The 18691-nt window shown below is 55.9% G+C and carries 18 protein-coding genes and 2 pseudogenes; 15 read left to right on the plus strand and 5 right to left on the minus strand.

The window, feature by feature from the left end; genetic code table 11:
• Positions 1–67 precede the first annotated feature (67 nt).
• Complete coding sequence (locus AC0L3J_RS29185) at positions 68–904, minus strand: ExeA family protein (RefSeq protein ID WP_027516220.1); 837 nt, start codon at positions 902–904, stop codon at positions 68–70.
• 274 nt (positions 905–1178) lie between these two features.
• On the opposite strand from AC0L3J_RS29185, the gene AC0L3J_RS29190 reads away from it, so the two are divergent.
• Positions 1179–2534 carry a GumC family protein gene (locus AC0L3J_RS29190; RefSeq protein ID WP_473349304.1) on the plus strand — a complete coding sequence of 452 codons (1356 nt, stop codon included), beginning with the start codon at positions 1179–1181 and terminating at the stop codon, positions 2532–2534.
• A gap of 13 nt (positions 2535–2547) precedes the next feature.
• Positions 2548–3357 (plus strand): CpsD/CapB family tyrosine-protein kinase, encoded by an 810-nt coding sequence (locus AC0L3J_RS29195; protein ID WP_473349305.1) that lies wholly within the window; start codon positions 2548–2550, stop codon positions 3355–3357.
• A 31-nt stretch (positions 3358–3388) separates the two neighbouring features.
• Here AC0L3J_RS29195 and AC0L3J_RS29200 read toward each other — a convergent pair whose 3' ends face one another.
• Positions 3389–4000, minus strand: a complete 612-nt coding sequence (locus tag AC0L3J_RS29200; protein WP_473349306.1) for a serine protease family protein — start codon at positions 3998–4000, stop codon at positions 3389–3391.
• 147 nt (positions 4001–4147) lie between these two features.
• Positions 4148–4846 (minus strand): exosortase-associated protein EpsI, V-type, encoded by a 699-nt coding sequence (gene epsI / locus AC0L3J_RS29205; RefSeq protein ID WP_473249248.1) that lies wholly within the window; start codon positions 4844–4846, stop codon positions 4148–4150.
• A 266-nt stretch (positions 4847–5112) separates the two neighbouring features.
• On the opposite strand from epsI, the gene AC0L3J_RS29210 reads away from it, so the two are divergent.
• The 4 genes from AC0L3J_RS29210 (at position 5113) to AC0L3J_RS29225 (ending at position 8072) form a co-directional block, all read left to right on the plus strand.
• Positions 5113–5991: a hypothetical protein gene (locus AC0L3J_RS29210; RefSeq protein WP_473349307.1), complete on the plus strand. Its 879-nt coding sequence runs from the start codon at positions 5113–5115 to the stop codon at positions 5989–5991.
• Positions 5992–6042: 51 nt separating this feature from the next.
• The gene (locus AC0L3J_RS29215) at positions 6043–6264 is read left to right on the plus strand and encodes an XrtV sorting system accessory protein (RefSeq protein WP_473249251.1); all 222 of its coding nucleotides are present in this window, start codon (positions 6043–6045) and stop codon (positions 6262–6264) included.
• 75 nt (positions 6265–6339) lie between these two features.
• On the plus strand, positions 6340–7242 hold the full coding sequence (xrt, locus tag AC0L3J_RS29220) for an exosortase (RefSeq protein ID WP_473349308.1): 903 nt from the start codon (positions 6340–6342) through the stop codon (positions 7240–7242).
• A 146-nt stretch (positions 7243–7388) separates the two neighbouring features.
• Entirely contained in the window at positions 7389–8072 is a 684-nt protein-coding gene (locus AC0L3J_RS29225; protein WP_473249253.1) for a metallophosphoesterase, read from the plus strand.
• Between the two features lie 36 nt (positions 8073–8108).
• Here the strand turns inward: AC0L3J_RS29225 and AC0L3J_RS29230 are convergent, their stop codons facing one another.
• On the minus strand, positions 8109–9311 hold the full coding sequence (locus AC0L3J_RS29230) for a glycosyltransferase (protein WP_473349309.1): 1203 nt from the start codon (positions 9309–9311) through the stop codon (positions 8109–8111).
• Positions 9312–9549: 238 nt separating this feature from the next.
• On the opposite strand from AC0L3J_RS29230, the gene AC0L3J_RS29235 reads away from it, so the two are divergent.
• From AC0L3J_RS29235 to AC0L3J_RS29275, 9 genes and pseudogenes are all read left to right on the plus strand, one after another.
• Positions 9550–10650 carry a glycosyltransferase family 2 protein gene (locus AC0L3J_RS29235; protein ID WP_473349310.1) on the plus strand — a complete coding sequence of 367 codons (1101 nt, stop codon included), beginning with the start codon at positions 9550–9552 and terminating at the stop codon, positions 10648–10650.
• 582 nt (positions 10651–11232) lie between these two features.
• A pseudogene (locus tag AC0L3J_RS29240) lies at positions 11233–11340 on the plus strand (PEP-CTERM sorting domain-containing protein); the annotation flags it as partial.
• A gap of 914 nt (positions 11341–12254) precedes the next feature.
• On the plus strand, positions 12255–12860 hold the full coding sequence (locus AC0L3J_RS29245; protein WP_473349311.1) for a hypothetical protein: 606 nt from the start codon (positions 12255–12257) through the stop codon (positions 12858–12860).
• A gap of 154 nt (positions 12861–13014) precedes the next feature.
• Positions 13015–13260, plus strand: a complete 246-nt coding sequence (locus tag AC0L3J_RS29250; protein ID WP_473349312.1) for a hypothetical protein — start codon at positions 13015–13017, stop codon at positions 13258–13260.
• Between the two features lie 269 nt (positions 13261–13529).
• Positions 13530–13631: pseudogene (locus AC0L3J_RS29255) on the plus strand (PEPxxWA-CTERM sorting domain-containing protein); the annotation flags it as partial.
• A gap of 259 nt (positions 13632–13890) precedes the next feature.
• Positions 13891–14538 carry an Npun_F0296 family exosortase-dependent surface protein gene (locus AC0L3J_RS29260; protein ID WP_473349313.1) on the plus strand — a complete coding sequence of 216 codons (648 nt, stop codon included), beginning with the start codon at positions 13891–13893 and terminating at the stop codon, positions 14536–14538.
• A gap of 407 nt (positions 14539–14945) precedes the next feature.
• The gene (locus AC0L3J_RS29265; protein ID WP_473349314.1) at positions 14946–15245 is read left to right on the plus strand and encodes a hypothetical protein; all 300 of its coding nucleotides are present in this window, start codon (positions 14946–14948) and stop codon (positions 15243–15245) included.
• A gap of 152 nt (positions 15246–15397) precedes the next feature.
• Complete coding sequence (locus AC0L3J_RS29270) at positions 15398–16354, plus strand: PEP-CTERM sorting domain-containing protein (protein WP_473349315.1); 957 nt, start codon at positions 15398–15400, stop codon at positions 16352–16354.
• A gap of 458 nt (positions 16355–16812) precedes the next feature.
• Positions 16813–17562, plus strand: a complete 750-nt coding sequence (locus AC0L3J_RS29275; RefSeq protein ID WP_473349316.1) for a PEPxxWA-CTERM sorting domain-containing protein — start codon at positions 16813–16815, stop codon at positions 17560–17562.
• 243 nt (positions 17563–17805) lie between these two features.
• Here the strand turns inward: AC0L3J_RS29275 and AC0L3J_RS29280 are convergent, their stop codons facing one another.
• Positions 17806–18513, minus strand: coding sequence for a PEP-CTERM sorting domain-containing protein (locus tag AC0L3J_RS29280; protein ID WP_473349317.1), 708 nt, complete (start codon positions 18511–18513; stop codon positions 17806–17808).
• Positions 18514–18691: the final 178 nt, after the last annotated feature.

Below are 18691 nucleotides of genomic sequence, written 5' to 3' on the forward strand. Positions count from 1 at the left end.
GCTGAAGAACTCAAGCGAAGACCCTGCCGGAGCCGGCAACATCGGGAAACTAATGGATTTCAGCTACTTAAGGAACCCGGGAGAGCTGCTTCACGGGAAAAATGCTGTACTGTTGCTTGTCTGCAATAACGTCCCGAACCAATTGATCGCTCACGACCTTTTGGTCATTGGCGAACCCGTACACCAGAGCGGTGTCGCACAGGACATTGATCATTCGGGGAATTCCGCCGCTGGCGTCTCCGATCAATGCGCAGGCCTCCTGGGTAAATAGCGGGCGAGGGGCGCCGACGGCCTGAAGGCGAAAGGCGATGTAGTTGGCAACCTCGCGGGCGTCCAGCGGTCGCAAGTGGAAATCGGACGAAATCCGCTGGGCGAATTGGTGCAGCTTCGGCAACAGGAGCAAATCCCGCAATTGGGGCTGTCCTACAAGAATAAGTTGCAGGACCTGGAACTTGTCCGCATTGATATTGGAAAGCATCCTCAGATGCTCCAGCGCTTCCGGCTCAAGATTTTGCGCTTCGTCAATGATCAGGACCGTTCGCCGACCGGTTGCAAATTGGCCATGGAGAAAGTCTTGCAAGTTCTTGAAAAGATGAGGATAATTTCCGTCGAACGGCTGCCCTAACGCCATCAGGATCCACTGCAGAAGCTCCTCGCGTCCTTGCGGCGACGTCGAGATCAACCCCAGGGTCAGCGTTGGGCTGAGCTTCTTGAGCAGATGTCGAACAAGGGTTGTCTTGCCGGAGCCGATCTCGCCGGTGATGACGGTAAACCCGGCGTTGTTCATGATGCCAAACTCCAGCATCGTGAACGCCATCGAGTGCATCTTGCCCCAATAGATCAGATCCGGATCGGGCAGAATCGAGAAGGGCTTCTCGCGCAGCTGGTAAAATGACTCGTACATCCTGCCGTTCTCTAGCCTACCTCGGCCGCCTTATAGCTCAACCATCGGAAAGCTTCCTATCGATTGCCAGTCTTGAACGAAATTGCCTAAACAAACGACCAAAGATCATCATTAAGGCTGACGATTTAAAAGCTGTCGCGACGCAATAATTTATGAGCTACTATGCAATTTCGATGCTAAAATCGTTTGAAAGTTTCATATCGCGCACGGACTGGGCCCACTGAGAGACGTTTCGACGCTTTGCAGGTCGTGAGCAACCGGGTTCCATAAGACCATGCTGCAGAAGATTGATTTCGAAGACAGTTTTGACGCTCCGGTGGAACAGGACCGGTCCCATCTGTTGAGACCGTCCTACTATTTGGACATTATCAAACGACGTTGGATCGTTTTCCTGGTTCCGTTTTTCTTGATTGCAGCGGCAGGAACCGCGGCCGTGCTGATCTGGCCGCCGACCTACCTTTCCGAAGGCAAGATCCTCGTCCAGTCACAGCAGATTCCCACGGAACTCGTGCGGCCGACGGTGACAAGCGCCGCGCAAGAGCGAATCCAGGTTATCCAGCAGCGCACGATGACGCGCGACAATCTCATTGCGATTGCTGACAAATTCCAGCTTTTTCCTGAGAAGCGCACACTGATGTCGGTCACCGAGTTGGTCGACCTGATGAAGAAATCCACGAAGATCGCGCCAGTCGATCCGATCCTGGATTTCAAGCGACAGACGCGGGCGGCTTTAGAGAATCCGACGATCGTCTTTTCGGTTGGTTTTGAATATGGGGATCCAGCCGTTGCGGCTCGTGTTGCCAACGAGCTGATGACGCGAATTTTGAATGAAGACCTTCGCGACCGAACCAGCCGTGCGACCGATACATCGCGCTTTCTGTCTCGAGAGGTCCAACGTCTGCAGACCGAGAATACGGCGCTAGATGCGAAGATTGCTCAGATTCGGATTGCTCAGGGCAAACCTGCAACGGGGTCCGGTCAGGATCAGCCGCCCAGCACGCTTGCGCAAATGAAGGCGGAGCTAGTCCAGAAGAGCGCGCTTTATTCGGACAAGCATCCGATGATCCAAACGTTAAAGCGCCAAATCAAGGCGATGGAGAATGTGGCTCAACCGCCGGCAGCGAATGGAAACGACGCTGCGGCGGCTGCAAGCCTGGATGCCCTTGTTGCACAGCAGGAGGGTCTACAAAAGAACCTCGAAGCTGCCACGGCCAAGCTGATGGCCGCGAGGCTTGGCGAAACTCTCGAGAAGGACCAGCAGTCCGAAAAGCTCGAGGTGATCGAGCAGCCCACCGCTCCTCAGGAACCCATCAAGCCGCATCGCCCGAAGCTGCTAGCCCTCACCATTGCGTTCGCGTTGGCAGCCGGCGCGGGCCTCTCCTTTGTCCTTGAACTGACCGACAAGGCTGTCAGGCGCAGCAGCGATTTGTTCACCATTGTTGACAACCGTCTTATCGTCCCGATTCCTTATATCGCAACGAAGGCCGAGTTGCGCCGCGCGAAGCGCCGCAAGATCGCGGCAATCGTGCTGGCGGTCGTGATTGTGGTCAGCCTCATTGGCGGCGCTTACGTCTTCCTGCCACCACTCGATCTCATGCTCGCCAAGGCGCGGGCAGGGCTCTTCCGGTAACTCAGAGGTTCCCATGGACTCGATCAAGCAGGCCGTGGAGCTGGCGCGCTCCGGTGACAGTCTGGCACATCAGGAGTTCATCGGTGGATCGAAGCCGATTGCAACGGGGCAAGAGGCTGCGTCCACGCGCGAAGTTCGCCTCGATGTGGATCATCTCGAGGCCAATCGCATTGTGGCGTTCGCGACCGGCAGCGAAAGCGTTCGCTACTACGACATGCTGCGGACCCAAGTGCTTCAGGAGATGGACAAGAAGAACTGGCAATTCCTAGCCATTACCTCGCCAACAGCTGGATGCGGAAAAACCGTGACCGCATGCAATCTGGCGATGAGTATTGCGAGGCTTCCTGAACGTTCTGCGGTGGTTGTGGATCTCGATCTACGAAAGCCAATGGTTGCAAACTACCTCGGCTTGCCGCCGAGCGGCGGGGTGCTGAGTGTGCTGGACGGGCAGGTGCCGATTTCGTCCGCTGTCATCAAAGCGGGAGTGGGACCTAACAGCCTGTTCCTATTGCCCGGCTCGGTACCGACGTCCGGTTCCTCTGAATGGATGTCCTCACAGACGATGACGACGTTGCTTCAGGCAATCAAGCGGGAGTTTCGGTCCCATACCGTGATCTTCGATCTGCCCCCAATGCTGCTCGGCGATGATGTAATTTCCATACTGCCTCGCATGGATGCAGTATTGCTCGTGACCGGCGTGGGAAGCTCATCCGTGGCTGACGTCAAAGAATGTCAGAAACACCTAGAACGCGTCCCGGTCGTGCGCGTGGTCGTGAACAAGGTGTCGGAAGATGTGGATACCTACTACGGGTCTTATTATTAGAGGGATAGACTAAGCGGGTCGACGCTTCCTCTCATTGTGCATCAAACGTTCCCGGGGGAACGAAGGCCGCAATCTCTGCCGCAGGTACGAAGTACTTCGCGACGTCGTAGTTTTCTTCTTTTTTCGTTACCTGATTGATCCGCTTTTGGCTGATCTTGCGGCTCATAATGCCAAGCAGGCACTTCTCCTTCACGTCAAAAACGCCTGATCCCGAGTTGCCCGTCTTAGCCACGTCCACAATGGCTGTGCTGAAGCGCCGCGCTCCCAGCGGAATTCGGTCAGGGGCAATGATGTGAGAGCGAACGACGGCTTCAGGGATGACAGTGACGACCTCCTGGCCTGGTCGAGGCGGAGCGTCACACAGACGCAGGCGCCGTAGCCTCAACCGCATGGGCAAGAGGTTTTCTTCTACGGCCAGCAAAGTGAGGTCCGTTCCCTCGAGCTTGCCCTCCTTGACGACCTGGGTGGGGTACTCATGATCGGCGATCGTGACTTTTGGCCGTGTGAACCAGGTTCGCCCCCCCACGTGAGCCGCCGTCAGGAATTTGCCTTTTCCAAGAAAAATGCCGTAGCCAGGCCCCCATGTCTGCATGGGGGTCTGGTGGATATTCACCGCATAAGCAAGCAGAGTATCTTCCGGCATCTGTGCGGTAGCCGCTCCAGCCGTCGGGAGCTGCAACGTCAGGTACACCAAGAGCCCAACAAAGGAACCAGCTGCTCTGCGACCTGCGGAGGGAGAATGATCACCTGTGTTGTACCTGCCTACCGAGCGCATCGTGATCCAGGGCAATCAGGATTTTCCCAGGAAGAAGCCTCTTTCCTGGGCAGGCAGCGCAACCAGCAAATCCTTGATGAATTGATCCTGCAATTTGAACGAAGCTTCCTTGCTCAGGCCGATCGTCGATATTCTGAACAAGGACCCGTCGGGAAGGATGCCGCGTAAGCCGTATTTCAAACGGCTGATCTGATTGTCGACGACCCCGTTTGAGATGTCATCGCCGATCTTCATCCAGTAGGTGATAGGCTCGAAGCGCGACTCGCGCTCTGCAATCAACCTGGTGACTTTCAGTGACCCGCCGGAATAGTCCAGGCTGGAGCTGTTCTTGTCGGACACGCGAAATCCGTTAGCCGTATAGCAGATCTCGGGGCGGTGCGCCTTGAGCTTATAATTTTGCACGGGGCCGTATGCGACCAGCAGCATGACGATGTGACCGGCACCATCCGTGTAGCCCCGTGCCACTTCCTGGCTGTAAACTTTCGCGGAGAGGGGATCCGGGGGCTGCACAAAGGCTTCGGGGTCCACCGGCTTGACCGGGCTGATCTCGGGGACAAGCTTCCAGTTAGCGAACTGTTTCGGAATGACCGTTTCCAGGCTTTGGGAAGCCGTGGTACGGGCCATCAATTGCCGTGGCGCAAACATCTCGGCAGCTATAGCGGTCCCCGCAATTGCAATTGCCGCGAGAACAACCCCAACTCGGTTGGACTTCATTGTGTAGCTCCTATTCAAACAATCGATAGCCGTCCACCGGCTCAAAATATAGGGGCGATAGCCCTGAATTACCTCACGAAATCGTCACAAGGGGTTCATTGTCCATAAATCCCGGAATTAATCTAAATATCTGAATTTCAGCCCGGCTCAACCTCGTGTCTCGACGGCTGCGCTCTAGCCACTTAATGATTGAGCTTACATTTCCTGTTCCGAGCAAGTCTCTCACTCGGCGCGTATCATTACCAACTGCAAACACGGAGCGTCAGGTGAAAAGGCTTGCCAATTTGCGCACTTGGAGTCTGGCTCTGATCCTAACCGCGTCCGGTCTTGCCTTGGCCTCATGCGGTCAACAAAGCGGGGAAAAGGCAGCTGCCACAAAAGGGCAGGTGGTTGCTCGAGTAGGCAACGAGGTCATTACGACGCAGGAGCTTGACAATGAGTTCAGGCTGGCCGGCATCACACCGGACAAACAGAAAGATCCAGAGGTTCTGAAGCGCGTCCTCGGTGAGATCGTTGTTCGCAAGTATTTGCTGCAGCAGGCCATGAACGCGAAACTGGACCGCGAGCCGGGAGTCCTGTTGGATTTATTGCGCGTGCGTGAGCAGGTTCTTGGCAACGCGGTGCTGAACCGCGCAGCATCAGCCAAAGCGCCGACCAAAGCCGATATCGACCGCTACGTCGCGAAAAACACATGGAAGTTCGCCGATCGCAAGCTGTTCAGCGTCGACGAAGTCGTCATTCCGCTCACGCCTGCCACCCAGAATTTTGTAAACGCCAACAAGGACGCCAAATCGCTGGACGAACTTCTTCAGCAACTGACAACAAGCGGAATTCCACATGGTCGCCAGCTCGGCGTCCTCTCGAGCAGCGACCTGCCTGAGGAGCTTGTCGGATTAATTCAAAAGCGGAAGGACGACGACATCTTCTTCACCAGGGTCGGTTCAAACGGGCTCTTCTTCAAGGTCAGGGCCGAAGAACCTCGTCCGATCGAAGGAGATGCCGCTGTCAATCTGGCGCGGCAGATGATCCGCTCGGACGCCCTCGCAGCAGAATTGGGCCTTGCGGCCTATTCGGCGAAACTCGAAGCCAAGTACGAGGGCGAGTACGCCGACCTCATGAAGCAGGGGGAGCCCAAGTCGCAATGACCGGCATTCAGGTTCATCCGCCCAGCCATTCTCTTTTCACCAGCGTGGAACATGGCAACACTATTTGACGTCGTCACCGTTACGAGCTTTGTCGGACTGGTCATCGCGTTCTTTCAGTTCTCCGACCGCGAGATCCGGACTCTGGTGTATTTTATGCTGTCCGGTATCGTGTTTGCCGTCGCCAATCAGGTCGGCAATGCCGGACAATATATCCTCGGCGGGGTCTTGATCCTGGCGGGAATTGGGTTTGCCGCTCTTGTCATCAAGAGATAGCCGATTGTTGGCGCACGCAAGGGATGCTAGTTTCTACGCCCATGTGGATTATATTTAATCACAGAGCTTGAATTGATGACCGATATCCATATTCGCAAGTCGCTTGGAACTGGTCTGTCCGCTTCCCTTCTCGGTCCTGTACTGATGGGGGTGGCCATCCTCGGCGCCTACATGCCCACCATTCGAGGCTTGATTAACGGCCCATGGCAGACGGAACAGGAGGGCCACGGTCCCCTTATCATCGCGGCGACGCTGTGGCTGATTTGGCAATCGCGCGACCGCGTGATGCGCGCCAAGGTCGCACCTGCACCGCTCATGGGTTGGGCCATCTTGGCCATCGGATTGGTGTTTTTGTACCTTTCGCGGTTGCAGCAAGGGCTGCTGACCGTCGAAATGGGGTCGATCTTGCCGGTGATCGTTGGATCGATCCTGATCTGCGCGGGTTGGCCTACGCTTCGGGCCTTGGCCTTTCCGCTCAGCTTTCTGGTCTTCGCGGTGCCGATGCCTGACTGGCTCGTCGACGCAATGACGGTCCCGTTGAAGGTCTTCATTTCCGATACGGTGACCCGAGTCCTTTACGCTGCGGGCTTCCCTGTCGCGCAGAACGGCGTCATGATCATGATCGGATCCTATCAGCTCCTGGTCAAGGATGCTTGCTCCGGCATGAACTCGATTTTCGCCTTGTCCGCGATCGGGGTGTTTTACGTCTACGCATTCAGATGGAAAGAAAAGCTCCGCAGCTTCATGCTCATATTGGGGATCATTCCTATTACGATCCTCGCCAACTTTTTCCGCGTGTTTGCGCTGGTGCTGATGGCCTACTATGGCGGCCCTGATCTCATCGAGGGCACCGTTCATGATCTGACAGGAATCAGCCTGTTTGTGGTGGCGCTTCTCCTCCTGTTCGCTTTCGACGGTGTTCTCGGAATTGTCGGTAGCCTCGTCACGAGATCGCGGGGCAAAGTGGCTGCTACGTGACACGCCCGCCGGTGATCTTGAGCTCCGTTATCCAAGACTAAGTGGGGTAGGGGCGCCGACAAAGGTTCTAGCCTAATGTCGGGCCCAATTGATGCGGTTCTCTCAGGAAATCCGCCGCGACACGGTGGCTCTCTTAAGGGCTGACCATGAGTCTTACCTATGCCATTCCTGACCTCCACGGCCGGCTCGATTTACTCGAGCGGGCGCTGTCGCGGATTCTCGAGCATGTCGGTCATCAGACGGCGCGTGTCATCACCCTGGGCGACTACGTTGATCGAGGACCGAACAGCCGCGAAGTGATCGAATTCCTGATGCGGTGGTCGTTTCCGAATTTGCAGCTAACGGCCTTGAAGGGGAATCACGAGGCGATGATGTGGGAGGCTTGCAACAATCTTGTCGAAGCTACGTGGTGGATCGAGAACGGGGGCAACGAGACATTGGCTTCCTACGGCGAATTCCTTCCCGGCATGCCGCTTCGGACTGTGGTTCCACCGCATCACCTGGCATGGATTGCTGAGCTTCCGACCCTGTTTGCCGACTCGAAGCGCGTATTTGTGCATGCAGGATTGGATTCACGGCTTCCTCTCAGCCAGCAAAGCGAACGGACGCTGCTATGGAAGCGCTATCCTAAGCGAGGGGCGTCGGGGTATGGCAGCCGGCATGTTGTCCACGGACATGACGCGGACGAACGGGCACCTTTAGTGTCAAGTGGCAAGACAAACTTGGATGCAATGGCCTGGAAGACGGGGCGTCTCGTCGTGGGAGTGTTTGCAGAAGAGCATCCTGGGGGAGCGGTCGAGTTTCTGGAGGTAGTCGAAAGTCGGCTCTGATTACGACCGCTCACGAAAGAGCTAGGCCTGTTTCAACTACGCTGCCTGAAACAGTTCGGCTAAACGCAGGGACTCACGATCGATGTCGTGAAGATCGATGACTTTTGTTCGAGCGCTCTCTCCCATGCTTTCGATCTCCTCATCGGAGCATTGGAGGCAAGCCTGCATGGCGGTCGCAAGGCTGTCCACATCTCCCGCGGGAACAAGCCAGCCGTGCTTGCCCGGCTCGACCAATTCAGGAATACCCGCGACGAAAGTGCTGATCACGGGACGTCGCAGCGCCATGGCTTCCATGAGTACGACGGGAAGGCCCTCTGCGAAGCTTGGTAAGACCAGGGCCCTGGAGGCCAGGATGTGCCCCCGGACCTGATCGCTTGTGATCCAGCCCGTAATTCGCACGACCGCCTGCAATTGGAGTTGCGCGATGCTGTGCTCCAGCTCTGCTCTCATCTCGCCATCGCCGGCAAGAACAAGCTCGAATTTGACACCGGCGTCTAGAAGCCGTCTTGCAGCCTGCAGCAGCAATAGCTGCCCTTTCTGCTCAGAGAGTCTTCCGACACAAACAAGTCGGGGTATCTCCGTCGGCTGCCTCGTTGTGTCATGCTCGTAGAAGCCGGGCTCAAGGCCGCACCTCACAACCCTTACTTTTTTCCATTGTTCATAGCCGACTTGACGGAAAAGTTGACTGCGTCCAAACGAGCTGATTGCAACAACAAAGCTTGCGGACCGAATCTTTTCTGCCAAGCCAATGAAACCGGCCTTGTCGAATTCCTCCGGACCGTGGGCTGTGAAGCTCCAAGGTGGCCCGCCCAACGCGTGGGTCAACATCGCAACTTCAGCGGAGTTGGTGCCGAAATGCGCGTGAAGATGCTGCGCGTTTTCGGCTCGCAACAAAAGATAGATCAGGCACGCCTCCATCAGATAAACAAGGTGGACCGGAAGCGGTCGTTCCGCCCGTCGCCCCAGCTTCCATACCAAGGCCAGAGCGTTAACCATGTGAACTGGTCGCGCCGTAAGCACACGAAAGAATGCGAGCAGAAGGCTCCTGCCGCCCCGATGAAGGACGAAATGTGTGCGCTGCGCTTCGATCTTATCTTCTGGGCTGAGAGGGTCCTCGTTGCCACCTCGGATTGAGATGCGCAAGATCTCGTGCCCTTGACGTTCGAGCGCGAGGACCTCTCTTCGGATAAAGCTGTGGCTGACTGCCGGGTAGCGATTAACTAGATAGGCGATTTTCATTGGTTCGATCTTGAGGTGTCTTCGAACTGGGCAATGGGAATTTGACTGTTGGATCGTCCTGTTTGTAGCTTCGTAAGCTTAGTACAGCGACCAGACTGTTATTGCTGGAGGATTGTTGGCTCCAATGAGTATCCTCGGCTCTGCGGAAAGCAATGGATGTTGGTATTTCTTATAGCATTAAATTGCCCTGGCGTTAATTCCTACGCTGGTGCTCTTTGTTGAAGTGGTGGGAGCGGTCGTGGCGCGCCATAAGGAATATTTGCAAATCCCCCAAACGCCCGGCCCCGTGGTCATTGTCGTACCGGCTCACAACGAAAGTTGCAGCATCCTTCCCACCTTGATGGACCTCATCCCTCAATTAAGAGAGTGCGATCGTCTGCTCGTGGTGGCCGACAATTGCAACGACGATACGGCAGCAGTTTCGGCCGCACAAGGCGCGGAGGTGCTCCTGCGCAATGAGCCTGATCGACGCGGGAAGGGTTACGCACTGGCATGGGCCATCGCGCCTTTAAGAGACGATCCGCCTGAATTCGTTCTCTTCGTGGATGCGGATTGTAGGCTGCAGCCGGACTTCGGCCCAAAGACGCTGGACCATTGTGCACAAACGGGCCAGCCTGTTCAGACGCTTCATCTCATGACGGGTGCGGAGGGCTTTCAGGTCAACCAGCTTGTCGTAGAGTTAGCTTGGCGGCTGAAGAATTGGATAAGGCCACTGGGGCTCCATCATTTTGGCCGACCGGTACAACTGATGGGCGCCGGAATGATGTTCCCCTGGGGGGTGATTGAGTTAGCGCCGCTTGCCAGCGGCAACCTCGTCGAGGATTTGAAGTTGGGATTGGACCTCGCTTTAAGCGGCACACCAGTTCGCTTCCTGCCGACAGTCCGACTAACCAGCGCGTTTGCAGCAACAGAGCGAGGTGCTGAAAGTCAGCGGAAACGTTGGATCGAGGGGCACTTGCGCATGATCGGGGGTTACGTCCCCCGGCTGGTGGCGGCGTCGATCGCGACGCGCAATTTGGACGCGCTGGTTCTCGCGTGTGATCTCCTCGTGCCCCCATTGTCGCTTCTCATATTGATAGCGTTGGGCATGGTGGCGCTGGGAGGCATCTATGCGTGGCTCGGAGGGGCGTTGCTTCCCACAGTGTTGGCCTTTTTGAACTTCTCGTTGCTTGCCGGCGCGCTGGCCTTCGCTTGGCTGAAATTCGGCCGGGACATTTTGCCGGCGTCGCAAATTCCTTTCGTGCTGGGGCAAGTCTTGCAAAGGTTCCGTCTCTTGGGACGTCTTGTGCGTCGGAGCTCTTCCGAGTGGGTACGCACTGATCGCAGTAGACCGGAATAGCCCCAGCGCTGTGCCATGCCAACCAAGGCCAATGTTAAACCAGATCTCGGCGGTTTTGATATTAACCGACTCAGCTGAGGCCTACTCAGCCGAGTGACTCGAGTGGGGTCCCCTACATCTCCAACTGCATGGAAATTGTGCAAGGCCGCAACGTTTGTGTGCACCGCAACATTTATGATTGACAGGGAGTTATCGGCCAGTGATACCAAGCTTGGTAAATTGCAAGGGGCGAATCAAATGTCATCTTTAAAGCTTCTTCTCGCGGCCATCGTGGGATTTGTCGTGTCTGTGGGGGCGGCACAAGCGTCAGTGATCATCAATATCTCGCCCGAGCCGGTTCATGCCGGAACGCCGGAAACTATTACAGCTACAATCAGCGGGACGTTTTTCGGAGGTGGTTGGTCGTTTACGGATGGTGTGCATTCCACCGGCGGAGCGTACTCTCTCAACGTACCGGTCACGAATCCCGTGATTCAAATCGGGACCTTCACATACGCGAATGGTGTCTATAACTATTCCTTCACATACAATGGCCTCACTACCGCGGGGCAATTTGACGGCGGCACGATCACCGGCGTCATCACCGCCGTTCCGGAGCCGGCCACCTGGGCCATGATGACACTTGGCTTCTTTGGTCTCGGTTTCATCGCTTACCGTCGTCGGACTGGCGCATCGCTTCGGCTTGCCTAATAACCGGTTGAGCTGCGCAAAATCGAGAAAGCCGCCGGATGGCGGCTTTTTTTTCTGACTCATCTCGTCGGATGTCTTGGGGGAGGTGCTCGCAGAGCTGGCCAGTCGCCGCTCTTGTCGGCCCAGGTTGCACGTTCACTTTGGTGGAGAACACCGCGAGGCACTTATCGAACCAGCGTCTGCTTCGAATCCCGACGAGAGTCGGCCGTGCCTCTGGAAACTGTCAACCCGGGCAGCCTGACGCGGCAGTCAATTATCGCTCGCAAGATGCGGGATTGAATCCTGCCAGCCAGCTTCTGCAGAGTTCTTCCTTCCGGCTGTCGACTGAGTACTTGCCGCTGCTGCAGAAATGTCACGGTGTGGCAAGATATTCCTTAAGCAAGCGCTTGCTGCTTCAAGACTCAGAGCACTCGATGTAAGTGGGCATGCCGGCTCTGTAGAGGTTCCGAAAGAGATGTCGAACCAGATGCCCGATTCGATCACGCGAGTCTTGCTTGCGGCGCTTAATGCGGCCGACGATATGGTCGAGCGTAGCTCGAATTTGTCTGGGCCAACCGAAGTTGTTTGCGTAGCCCAAGCTTTGGCAGAGCTAACTAAACTCGAGTTCCTGGATAGCGCCGACAGGCGTCAAAATCGTTTTGCGGCAACGATATCCCTAAGCATGGATAAGTTCAGGTCGGCATCCTGACGACACGGGGGGATAGTGAGAAGCCGAATTGTGGCTCCAAAAAGAAATTTGGCGAGCGCGCAAGGAAGTGCGTTCCGCTATAATAAACGTTCCGAATCAGTAGCGTTCGCGTCAGTAGCCCAACAGTTCAGACCCGACGTGCACGAGAGATATCTCGTGTCGATTACGCATGCATTGCGTGCTCGCGATCAAGCGAAGCTCTAAAATTCGGATGGGGAAAACAACAATGAGGATTACCAGGCTCTTTGGGGCTGCGATTGTAGGCGCTTCGCTGATCGTCATGCCGGCTAGGGCGAGCACCTATTTGACGGAAAGCTTCACCTTTAGCACTTCGGGCCACAGCGTTGCGGGCAAATTTACTTACGATCAGTCGAATGGTCAGCTGCAGTCGATAACGGGGAACGTTGTAACAGGTGCTGTAACGGAAGGGATTAACGGTCTCGTGCCGGCCGACTACACTTTAGGTACGAACTACTTTTATCCCGCGCCCGGGGATCCATACAGATACTTCTCCTACGACAATCTGTTCCTCGCGGGGGCGTTCACGTTCGATGGCGTTCTGTTTTCATTCGGCACAGGTGGTAATTATGGCGGCCTGTATTTCAATCCTGGAGCGTTCTTCGTAACGTGGCTGCCCGACGGCCCGAATACACCGGCTTCTGACGCTGGGCTGGAGTGTCCTCAAAACCTATATTGTCCAGGCGTCGCGGGGACCTTGAATTTCTCAGCTGTAAGTCCTGTACCCGAGCTTTCAAGCTGGGCCATGATGCTGATTGGCTTCCTCGGGGTTGGCATCTTGGGGCAGGCCGTTCGTCGGTCGTCCCGAGCCTAGTCAGAAGCGTCTCGCTAGGCTCCGCTGAGCCGAGACATTGGATGAGCGCGAGTTGGATTGTTTAAATTCAGCTCGCCGCAATTAAATTACCTTTTGACAGCCTTTTGTCTGCTTCTCTATTGATGGTCAATAATTTGATAATAGGAGACGTCGCGTGAAGCGCCTTTTGCCCGGTTTGGTTGTTATTTCCGCGCTCGCCTGTTCGCAGGCTTCTCAAGCAGCGATTCTGGTCTTTCAAGACGACTTTAATGCCGCAACCACGCAATCGCTCAACCAAACGTTGTTTACGAACTGGACGGTCACGTCAGGGTCAGTCGACGTGATTGGCGACGGCGGACCTTACGCTTTCCTGCCTACCGGCAATGGCAATTATGTTCGACCGGCCAGCCAGGTCAGCTGACGACTAAGATGAATTTTGGTTCCGGGACTTATCTGGTCAGTTTCCAGCTCGCGGGCAGCCAAGGTGGTGCGGGCAACGTCGATCCCGACCAGCACACGACGCAGATCCTGTTCTCGCTCGGTGGGACGTCGGAGTCGATCACGCTCGATCTTACCGACGCTCTCGCAACTTATTCGTTCTATTTTACCACGGCGGGCGGAAAGCTGAGTTTTACCGATCTCGCTGGCGGCAATCCGAACGTCGGCAACCTTCTTGACAATGTTTCGGTGTCGGCCGTTCCCGAGCCGTCCACTTGGGCAATGATGATTTTCGGCTTCCTCGGAGTAGGCGCTCTGGCTTATCGGCGCCGGTCGCAGACTCTCGCGGTCTGAATTCCCAGCGAGTCGACAATGAAGGGGGCGCTCCGTGGGGCGCCTCTTCTAGTGTCAAACTCGCGCCATTACCAAATACCGAGATTTCGGCCTGATTGCGAAGGGCCCAGCCAGCACTAGGATGCTGCTTATTATTAAATCAATTAATTTTATTTTTAAAGTTCCCTTTAATTTTGCTTGACGCGGAGCTGCATCGCTCTTAGTGAATATTTGGTTACGTAAAACTACCTGAATTGTGTTTCTCCATGGAGGCTTTGAGATGACTAAATTGCTCCCCGCGCTCGCATTTGCTGTCGGCATGGCCGTGGCAGGCAGCGCAAACGCCGCTGTCGTGACGTTGGGTGGTGTCGCTGCTGGAGACGGCTCTGGCACGACTTCGGCCTTCGGAACGACCTACGATTTCAATTCAAGCTCCCCGTTTGCTGCTGGCGGCAATGTCGTGAATGGCTCATCTAGCGGGCAGTATGCTGCCCCGTCCGGTGATACTACCAACTATTTCACGGTCGGCTCGTTTATCTCTCCGCAGACTGCTTCGCTTACGCTGTCCGGTGGTTCAAGCTACGTTGGACTGCTTTGGGGGTCCATTGATAAATATAATTCGATCACGCTAAACTATGTCGGCGGCACTTCTGAAGTAATCGATGCCGCTCACTTCGCCATACTCGACCCGGCCAACGGCAATCAGGGGCCGGGTGGAACTTCGTACGTTAACATCTTTGGTTCGAAGAACATCGCGAGCCTCGATTTTACGTCGGGTCAGGCCGCATTCGAATTTGACAACCTGACTGTTGCCGCGGTTCCCGAGCCGGCTACCTGGGCCATGATGCTCCTCGGATTCTTGGGCCTTGGCTTCCTCGGCTATCGCAAGAGCAGCAAGACGGGCGGCGCTTCGTTCCGTCTCGCGTAAATGCAAAGATACGTTGACTAACGAAGGGCCGCCATTTTTGGCGGCCTTTCTCGTTTCGGGGTGGTGTTTCGGCTTTAAAGCGGTGGGCGGGCGCCTGTGCCTAACAAGGATAAGCGCGATGGACGTTATTGGTACTTGCATCAATTGCTTTCCGGCATCCGGCAGCTTTCTCCTCACGTGTGGAGTCGCGACGGCCGCCCTCGGATTGGCGATCTATCGGTCGATGGCGGGGCAAGCGACCGGCACAAGCTGGGGAGCTTGATTGAACGGAAAAAGACAACGCCGCGCCGTAGCTTTCGCGAAGCGGCTCTCGTCCGGCTTGGCTGGGGCGGAGTCGATGTCCGACCTTCTTCGGAGGCGCGGCCTTGTCGTCTATTTGTCGCGTACATCCTGAGCAGGTTTCATCCGTGGCCAATTCAAATGCGCGGCCGTCCTATTTAATCGTCGGCCTCGCGATGCTTCTCCTGGATTGGGTCGGGTGTGCCGCGGCGGAAGCGACGCGCATCAAGCGGCCCGCGCCGAGCGCGGAAGAAGCCCAGAACATCGCTGTCGACATCGCCAAGAACGACGGGCTTCTTCGTGAGGGCGATATCATCGTGACCCCGCGGGGATTTCTGGTGTTCAAGGGTGTTGCCTCGGATGGCTACACCTATGAATTCGAGCCCGTGCCAAATCCTTTGAACCAGAATCGTGGTCGGAAGAACTAAGGCCGCAGAGCCGGTGGGCATCAGAGCCTTAACGTTACAGTTGGTATTTAAAAAAAAGCTGTCCGGTTGCCGCCAAATTAACGACATGGGGTCGGGAACAGGCTAAACAACGGGTTAAAGGGTCCGCGTTCGGGCACTGCTGGAGATTTGGAATGCTGTCTCGCTCGTTTTCGTTCGCTGCGTTTCTGGCCGCTGGTCTGGCGTCGTCGTCCGCGCTTGCGGGCGTTGTGACGGTGACCAGCTATGACATGGTCAATGGAAATGGCGCCAACCAATACACGACGCCAACCGGCGGTCAGAATTATTTCGACTTCTCCTACACCAAGACCGGCAAGCCGACCCCCGATCCCATGGCGGGAGTGAATGGATCGTCCAGCTCCATTCCAAACAATTCGAATGCGACCAACGTTCTAACCGGCGGCAAGGGGATGCTGGCGGATGGGGTTATCGCAACCGACAACTATTCGCTCGTTAGCGGCTCTAACGGCACGATCTCAAATGGTTGGACGACGGCGGCGTCACCCTACTACGGCTCACTCAACGGCCAGCCGAGCCAGTATGTCGGTTGGAAATATCAAGACCCGACGATTGCTTTCCATCTGGCGAGCGGATCTTTGGTCAGCCAGATCAACCTTTATGTCGCTGCCAATAATTCTCTGGGATTGGTTGGAGCTCCCGGCAACGTGGCCGTGACGATCGGTTCGACCGTCCTCGACCCGTCCCAGTACACCGAAACCCTTTCGCCCTATAAGGGCAGCAATCCTTTCGGCTCGTACACGGACGTCATTACGATCAGCTTGAACCAGGCGATCTCTTCGAGCGACCTTTTTACGCTTCAACTCTTCCGAGGCATGCTTGAAAAGGATGGATACGATTATGAGAACACATATTGGAATGCGAGCACCAAGACATTCAACGATCCGCTAAGTGGCTTCCAGGAGAATGCATGGGATCCGAAGCTTGAGCCATGGATCATGTTGAGCGAGGTTCAGTTTCTCGCCGCCGTCCCTGAGCCCTCCACCTGGATCATGATGATCGCGGGCTTCTTCGGAGTGGGGTTCATCTCTTATCGGCGCCGTAGCAACAACATCCAATTGGTTCTCCAGTGACGTTCATCGGCGCCTGCCTCGACTGATTTCACCTTCCGACAGCTTTCTCTTCAACAGCGCTTTCGGTCTTGCAGCATTTGAGTTTGCCTAGCCTGCCCACTTAACGGGCCTCACGTCACCGCTGTGTGCGGCAACGCCACCCGTCAGCGATTACTCTGTCCTGCCTTCTGGAGGAGCGGGGACCGTCCTCATCAGCTCGGACTGGCCAACAGGTGGACATCTGCCGAAGTTTTGCAAGACTCGAAAGGCATGACTCTCACGATACACACGGTCAGCGCACAACGTCGGCGCAAGCCGTAGCGCGTGGGTGAGGAACGGATTGTCTCGGCGATGGTCGGTTCCTGCGTGCACTATTGCACAAGCGCGAAATTTTTGACTCTTTCACCCGTGAGTGTAGTCTTCAGAGATAGCCGGTATCACTGATTACTTTTTTTGGTTGGATAGGTCAGGAGATTTCGATGCGCTTTGGATCTGCCTTTTCAATTGCGTCACTTACCGCATGCTTGGCTGCTTCTAGTTTCGCCACGGTTGCCCAGGCAAACACCCTAGTGTTTTCGGACGGTTTCGAGACACAGGTGGTGAACCACTCCGGGCCGAGCGGAAGCTCGGGAGGATACGACAACTACGGTACCGGCGCCGCGATCGGGCCGTGGACTGTCGTTGCTCCCCCAAACAGGCCTGATGCCGTTTCTGTCGTAACAACAAACTTTACGCAGAACGGAATTCACTTTCCTGCTCAGTCGGGCAACCAATGGGCAGACTTGGCAGGCCAAGATGCCAACGGCAACGAAGGCGTCAAGGTAACGGTTTCTGGCCTCTTAGGGAAAACGTATCTCGTTTCCTTTTGGGTTGGAAACGTTATTGATCCTGAAGGGGTGTTCGGATCGACGACCACTGTCAATCTGCTCGTCGATAACGTGCAGAAGTTCTCCGCTGTCAACTCTGACAGCTCAGTCACGAACGGCAGCATCACGCAAGTCTGGAATAATTACGTCTACCAGGGTTTTGGTGTCTCTGATTCCGCTACTTTCACCTTCCTGAGTGGCGATCCACGTGAGGATTTCAGTTCTGCATTCGACAACGTCACTGTTACCACGGTGAGCGCGGTGCCAGAACCTTCCACCTGGGCAATGATGATCCTTGGCTTCTGCGGTGTTGGTTTCATGACTTATCGTCGCCGCGACCAGACCGCACTCACCAGGGTCTGATAACCGGGCTTTCAGAACATCAGGAAGACCGCCTGGGGGCGGTCTTTTTGTTTCTCATCCTTCGGCTTGCCATGCGATGCTGATGGGAAGTCCGTGCATTTGAACTCCGGTGATCCAGCCCGGCGCATGGTAAGCCGAGGGCCACGAATTACTTGGCTCGAGAGCTAGGGGTGCTCGACTTGCCAAAGAAAAGAGCCGCCCAAAAGGGCGGCTCTTCCGATTAATAGTTGTGCGCCTCGGCTGTTAGGCGCGTGCCGCGACTGTCGAAGCCTGCTTGCGCCGGTAGGCCATAAAGCCGAGGCCAGCGAAGCCAAGGACCATCATGGCCCACGTGGAGGGCTCGGGGACAGCAGAGATGGTCGCCGAGAAGAAAGCTTCGCCCGTGTTGCTTGCCGAAGTATTCGCCCAGACCCACTCAGCGCTTGTGCTAATGCCCGGGATCGGTCCGCCGTAAGCGCCGGTCCAAATGTTGGACCCTCCGTTGTTATTACCCGATGCATATTGATTCGCGGGTGCTCCGGAGGGAGCAGTCCATGATGCGCCCGCAGCTACTTCCTGCGCCCGCCAGACCGGATCCGTCGAAGTGAGCAGGGTTGTTGAACCATTTCCAAACAAGCCTCCTGTCAGCCCAAACTGCCCAAGGATCGCGTTCGGGTTTCCGCCCGGGTTGGCCGGGGTGGTGGTATGATCGGCGTCGGAAGCGAAATTCTCCGCAACGATGTGGAGATACCAGGTGCCAGCCCCAAGATTCACATTAAACGACTGCGGGCTACGCCAGTCCGAACCGGTCCCACCAGGCGTAATCAAGTTCCCCAGTGTTGAGTCGCTGTTGCTGATATAAGCCTGAAATGCATTGTCTGACGTCAGTGTCCCTGTAAGGGTCGCAGCGCCCGCGGGTGACACGGCCCAGATCGCGCCAGCCAAGGCTCCCAACATCAATCGACGAAACATAGCGTCCTCGCTTTAAAATTAGATTAGATTTTACTTGTTATCTGAAACCGCACTGCCGTCAAACAAAAATAACGGATTCTTAGCATTCGGGCGGTGTTGGTTAAGCCAAGAGGACCGACGGGGAGCCTGCTTGTCATAGCGGCGCAGAGGACAAGCCTTTTGCTCCAATCATGTTTGC

Source organism: Bradyrhizobium sp. Kon37 (assembly GCF_055807535.1).

Coding starts and splice junctions, on each gene's coding strand:
- AC0L3J_RS29195 (WP_473349305.1), top strand. CDS start 2,548: ATGGACTCGATCAAGCAGGCCGTGGAGCTGGCGCGCTCCGGTGACAGT.
- AC0L3J_RS29260 (WP_473349313.1), top strand. CDS start 13,891: ATGACTAAATTGCTCCCCGCGCTCGCATTTGCTGTCGGCATGGCCGTG.
- AC0L3J_RS29185 (WP_027516220.1), bottom strand. CDS start 904: ATGTACGAGTCATTTTACCAGCTGCGCGAGAAGCCCTTCTCGATTCTG.
- AC0L3J_RS29270 (WP_473349315.1), top strand. CDS start 15,398: ATGCTGTCTCGCTCGTTTTCGTTCGCTGCGTTTCTGGCCGCTGGTCTG.
- AC0L3J_RS29190 (WP_473349304.1), top strand. CDS start 1,179: ATGCTGCAGAAGATTGATTTCGAAGACAGTTTTGACGCTCCGGTGGAA.
- AC0L3J_RS29200 (WP_473349306.1), bottom strand. CDS start 4,000: ATGCCGGAAGATACTCTGCTTGCTTATGCGGTGAATATCCACCAGACC.
- AC0L3J_RS29230 (WP_473349309.1), bottom strand. CDS start 9,311: ATGAAAATCGCCTATCTAGTTAATCGCTACCCGGCAGTCAGCCACAGC.
- AC0L3J_RS29225 (WP_473249253.1), top strand. CDS start 7,389: ATGAGTCTTACCTATGCCATTCCTGACCTCCACGGCCGGCTCGATTTA.
- AC0L3J_RS29215 (WP_473249251.1), top strand. CDS start 6,043: ATGGCAACACTATTTGACGTCGTCACCGTTACGAGCTTTGTCGGACTG.
- xrt (WP_473349308.1), top strand. CDS start 6,340: ATGACCGATATCCATATTCGCAAGTCGCTTGGAACTGGTCTGTCCGCT.
- epsI (WP_473249248.1), bottom strand. CDS start 4,846: ATGAAGTCCAACCGAGTTGGGGTTGTTCTCGCGGCAATTGCAATTGCG.
- AC0L3J_RS29245 (WP_473349311.1), top strand. CDS start 12,255: ATGAGGATTACCAGGCTCTTTGGGGCTGCGATTGTAGGCGCTTCGCTG.
- AC0L3J_RS29280 (WP_473349317.1), bottom strand. CDS start 18,513: ATGTTTCGTCGATTGATGTTGGGAGCCTTGGCTGGCGCGATCTGGGCC.
- AC0L3J_RS29275 (WP_473349316.1), top strand. CDS start 16,813: ATGCGCTTTGGATCTGCCTTTTCAATTGCGTCACTTACCGCATGCTTG.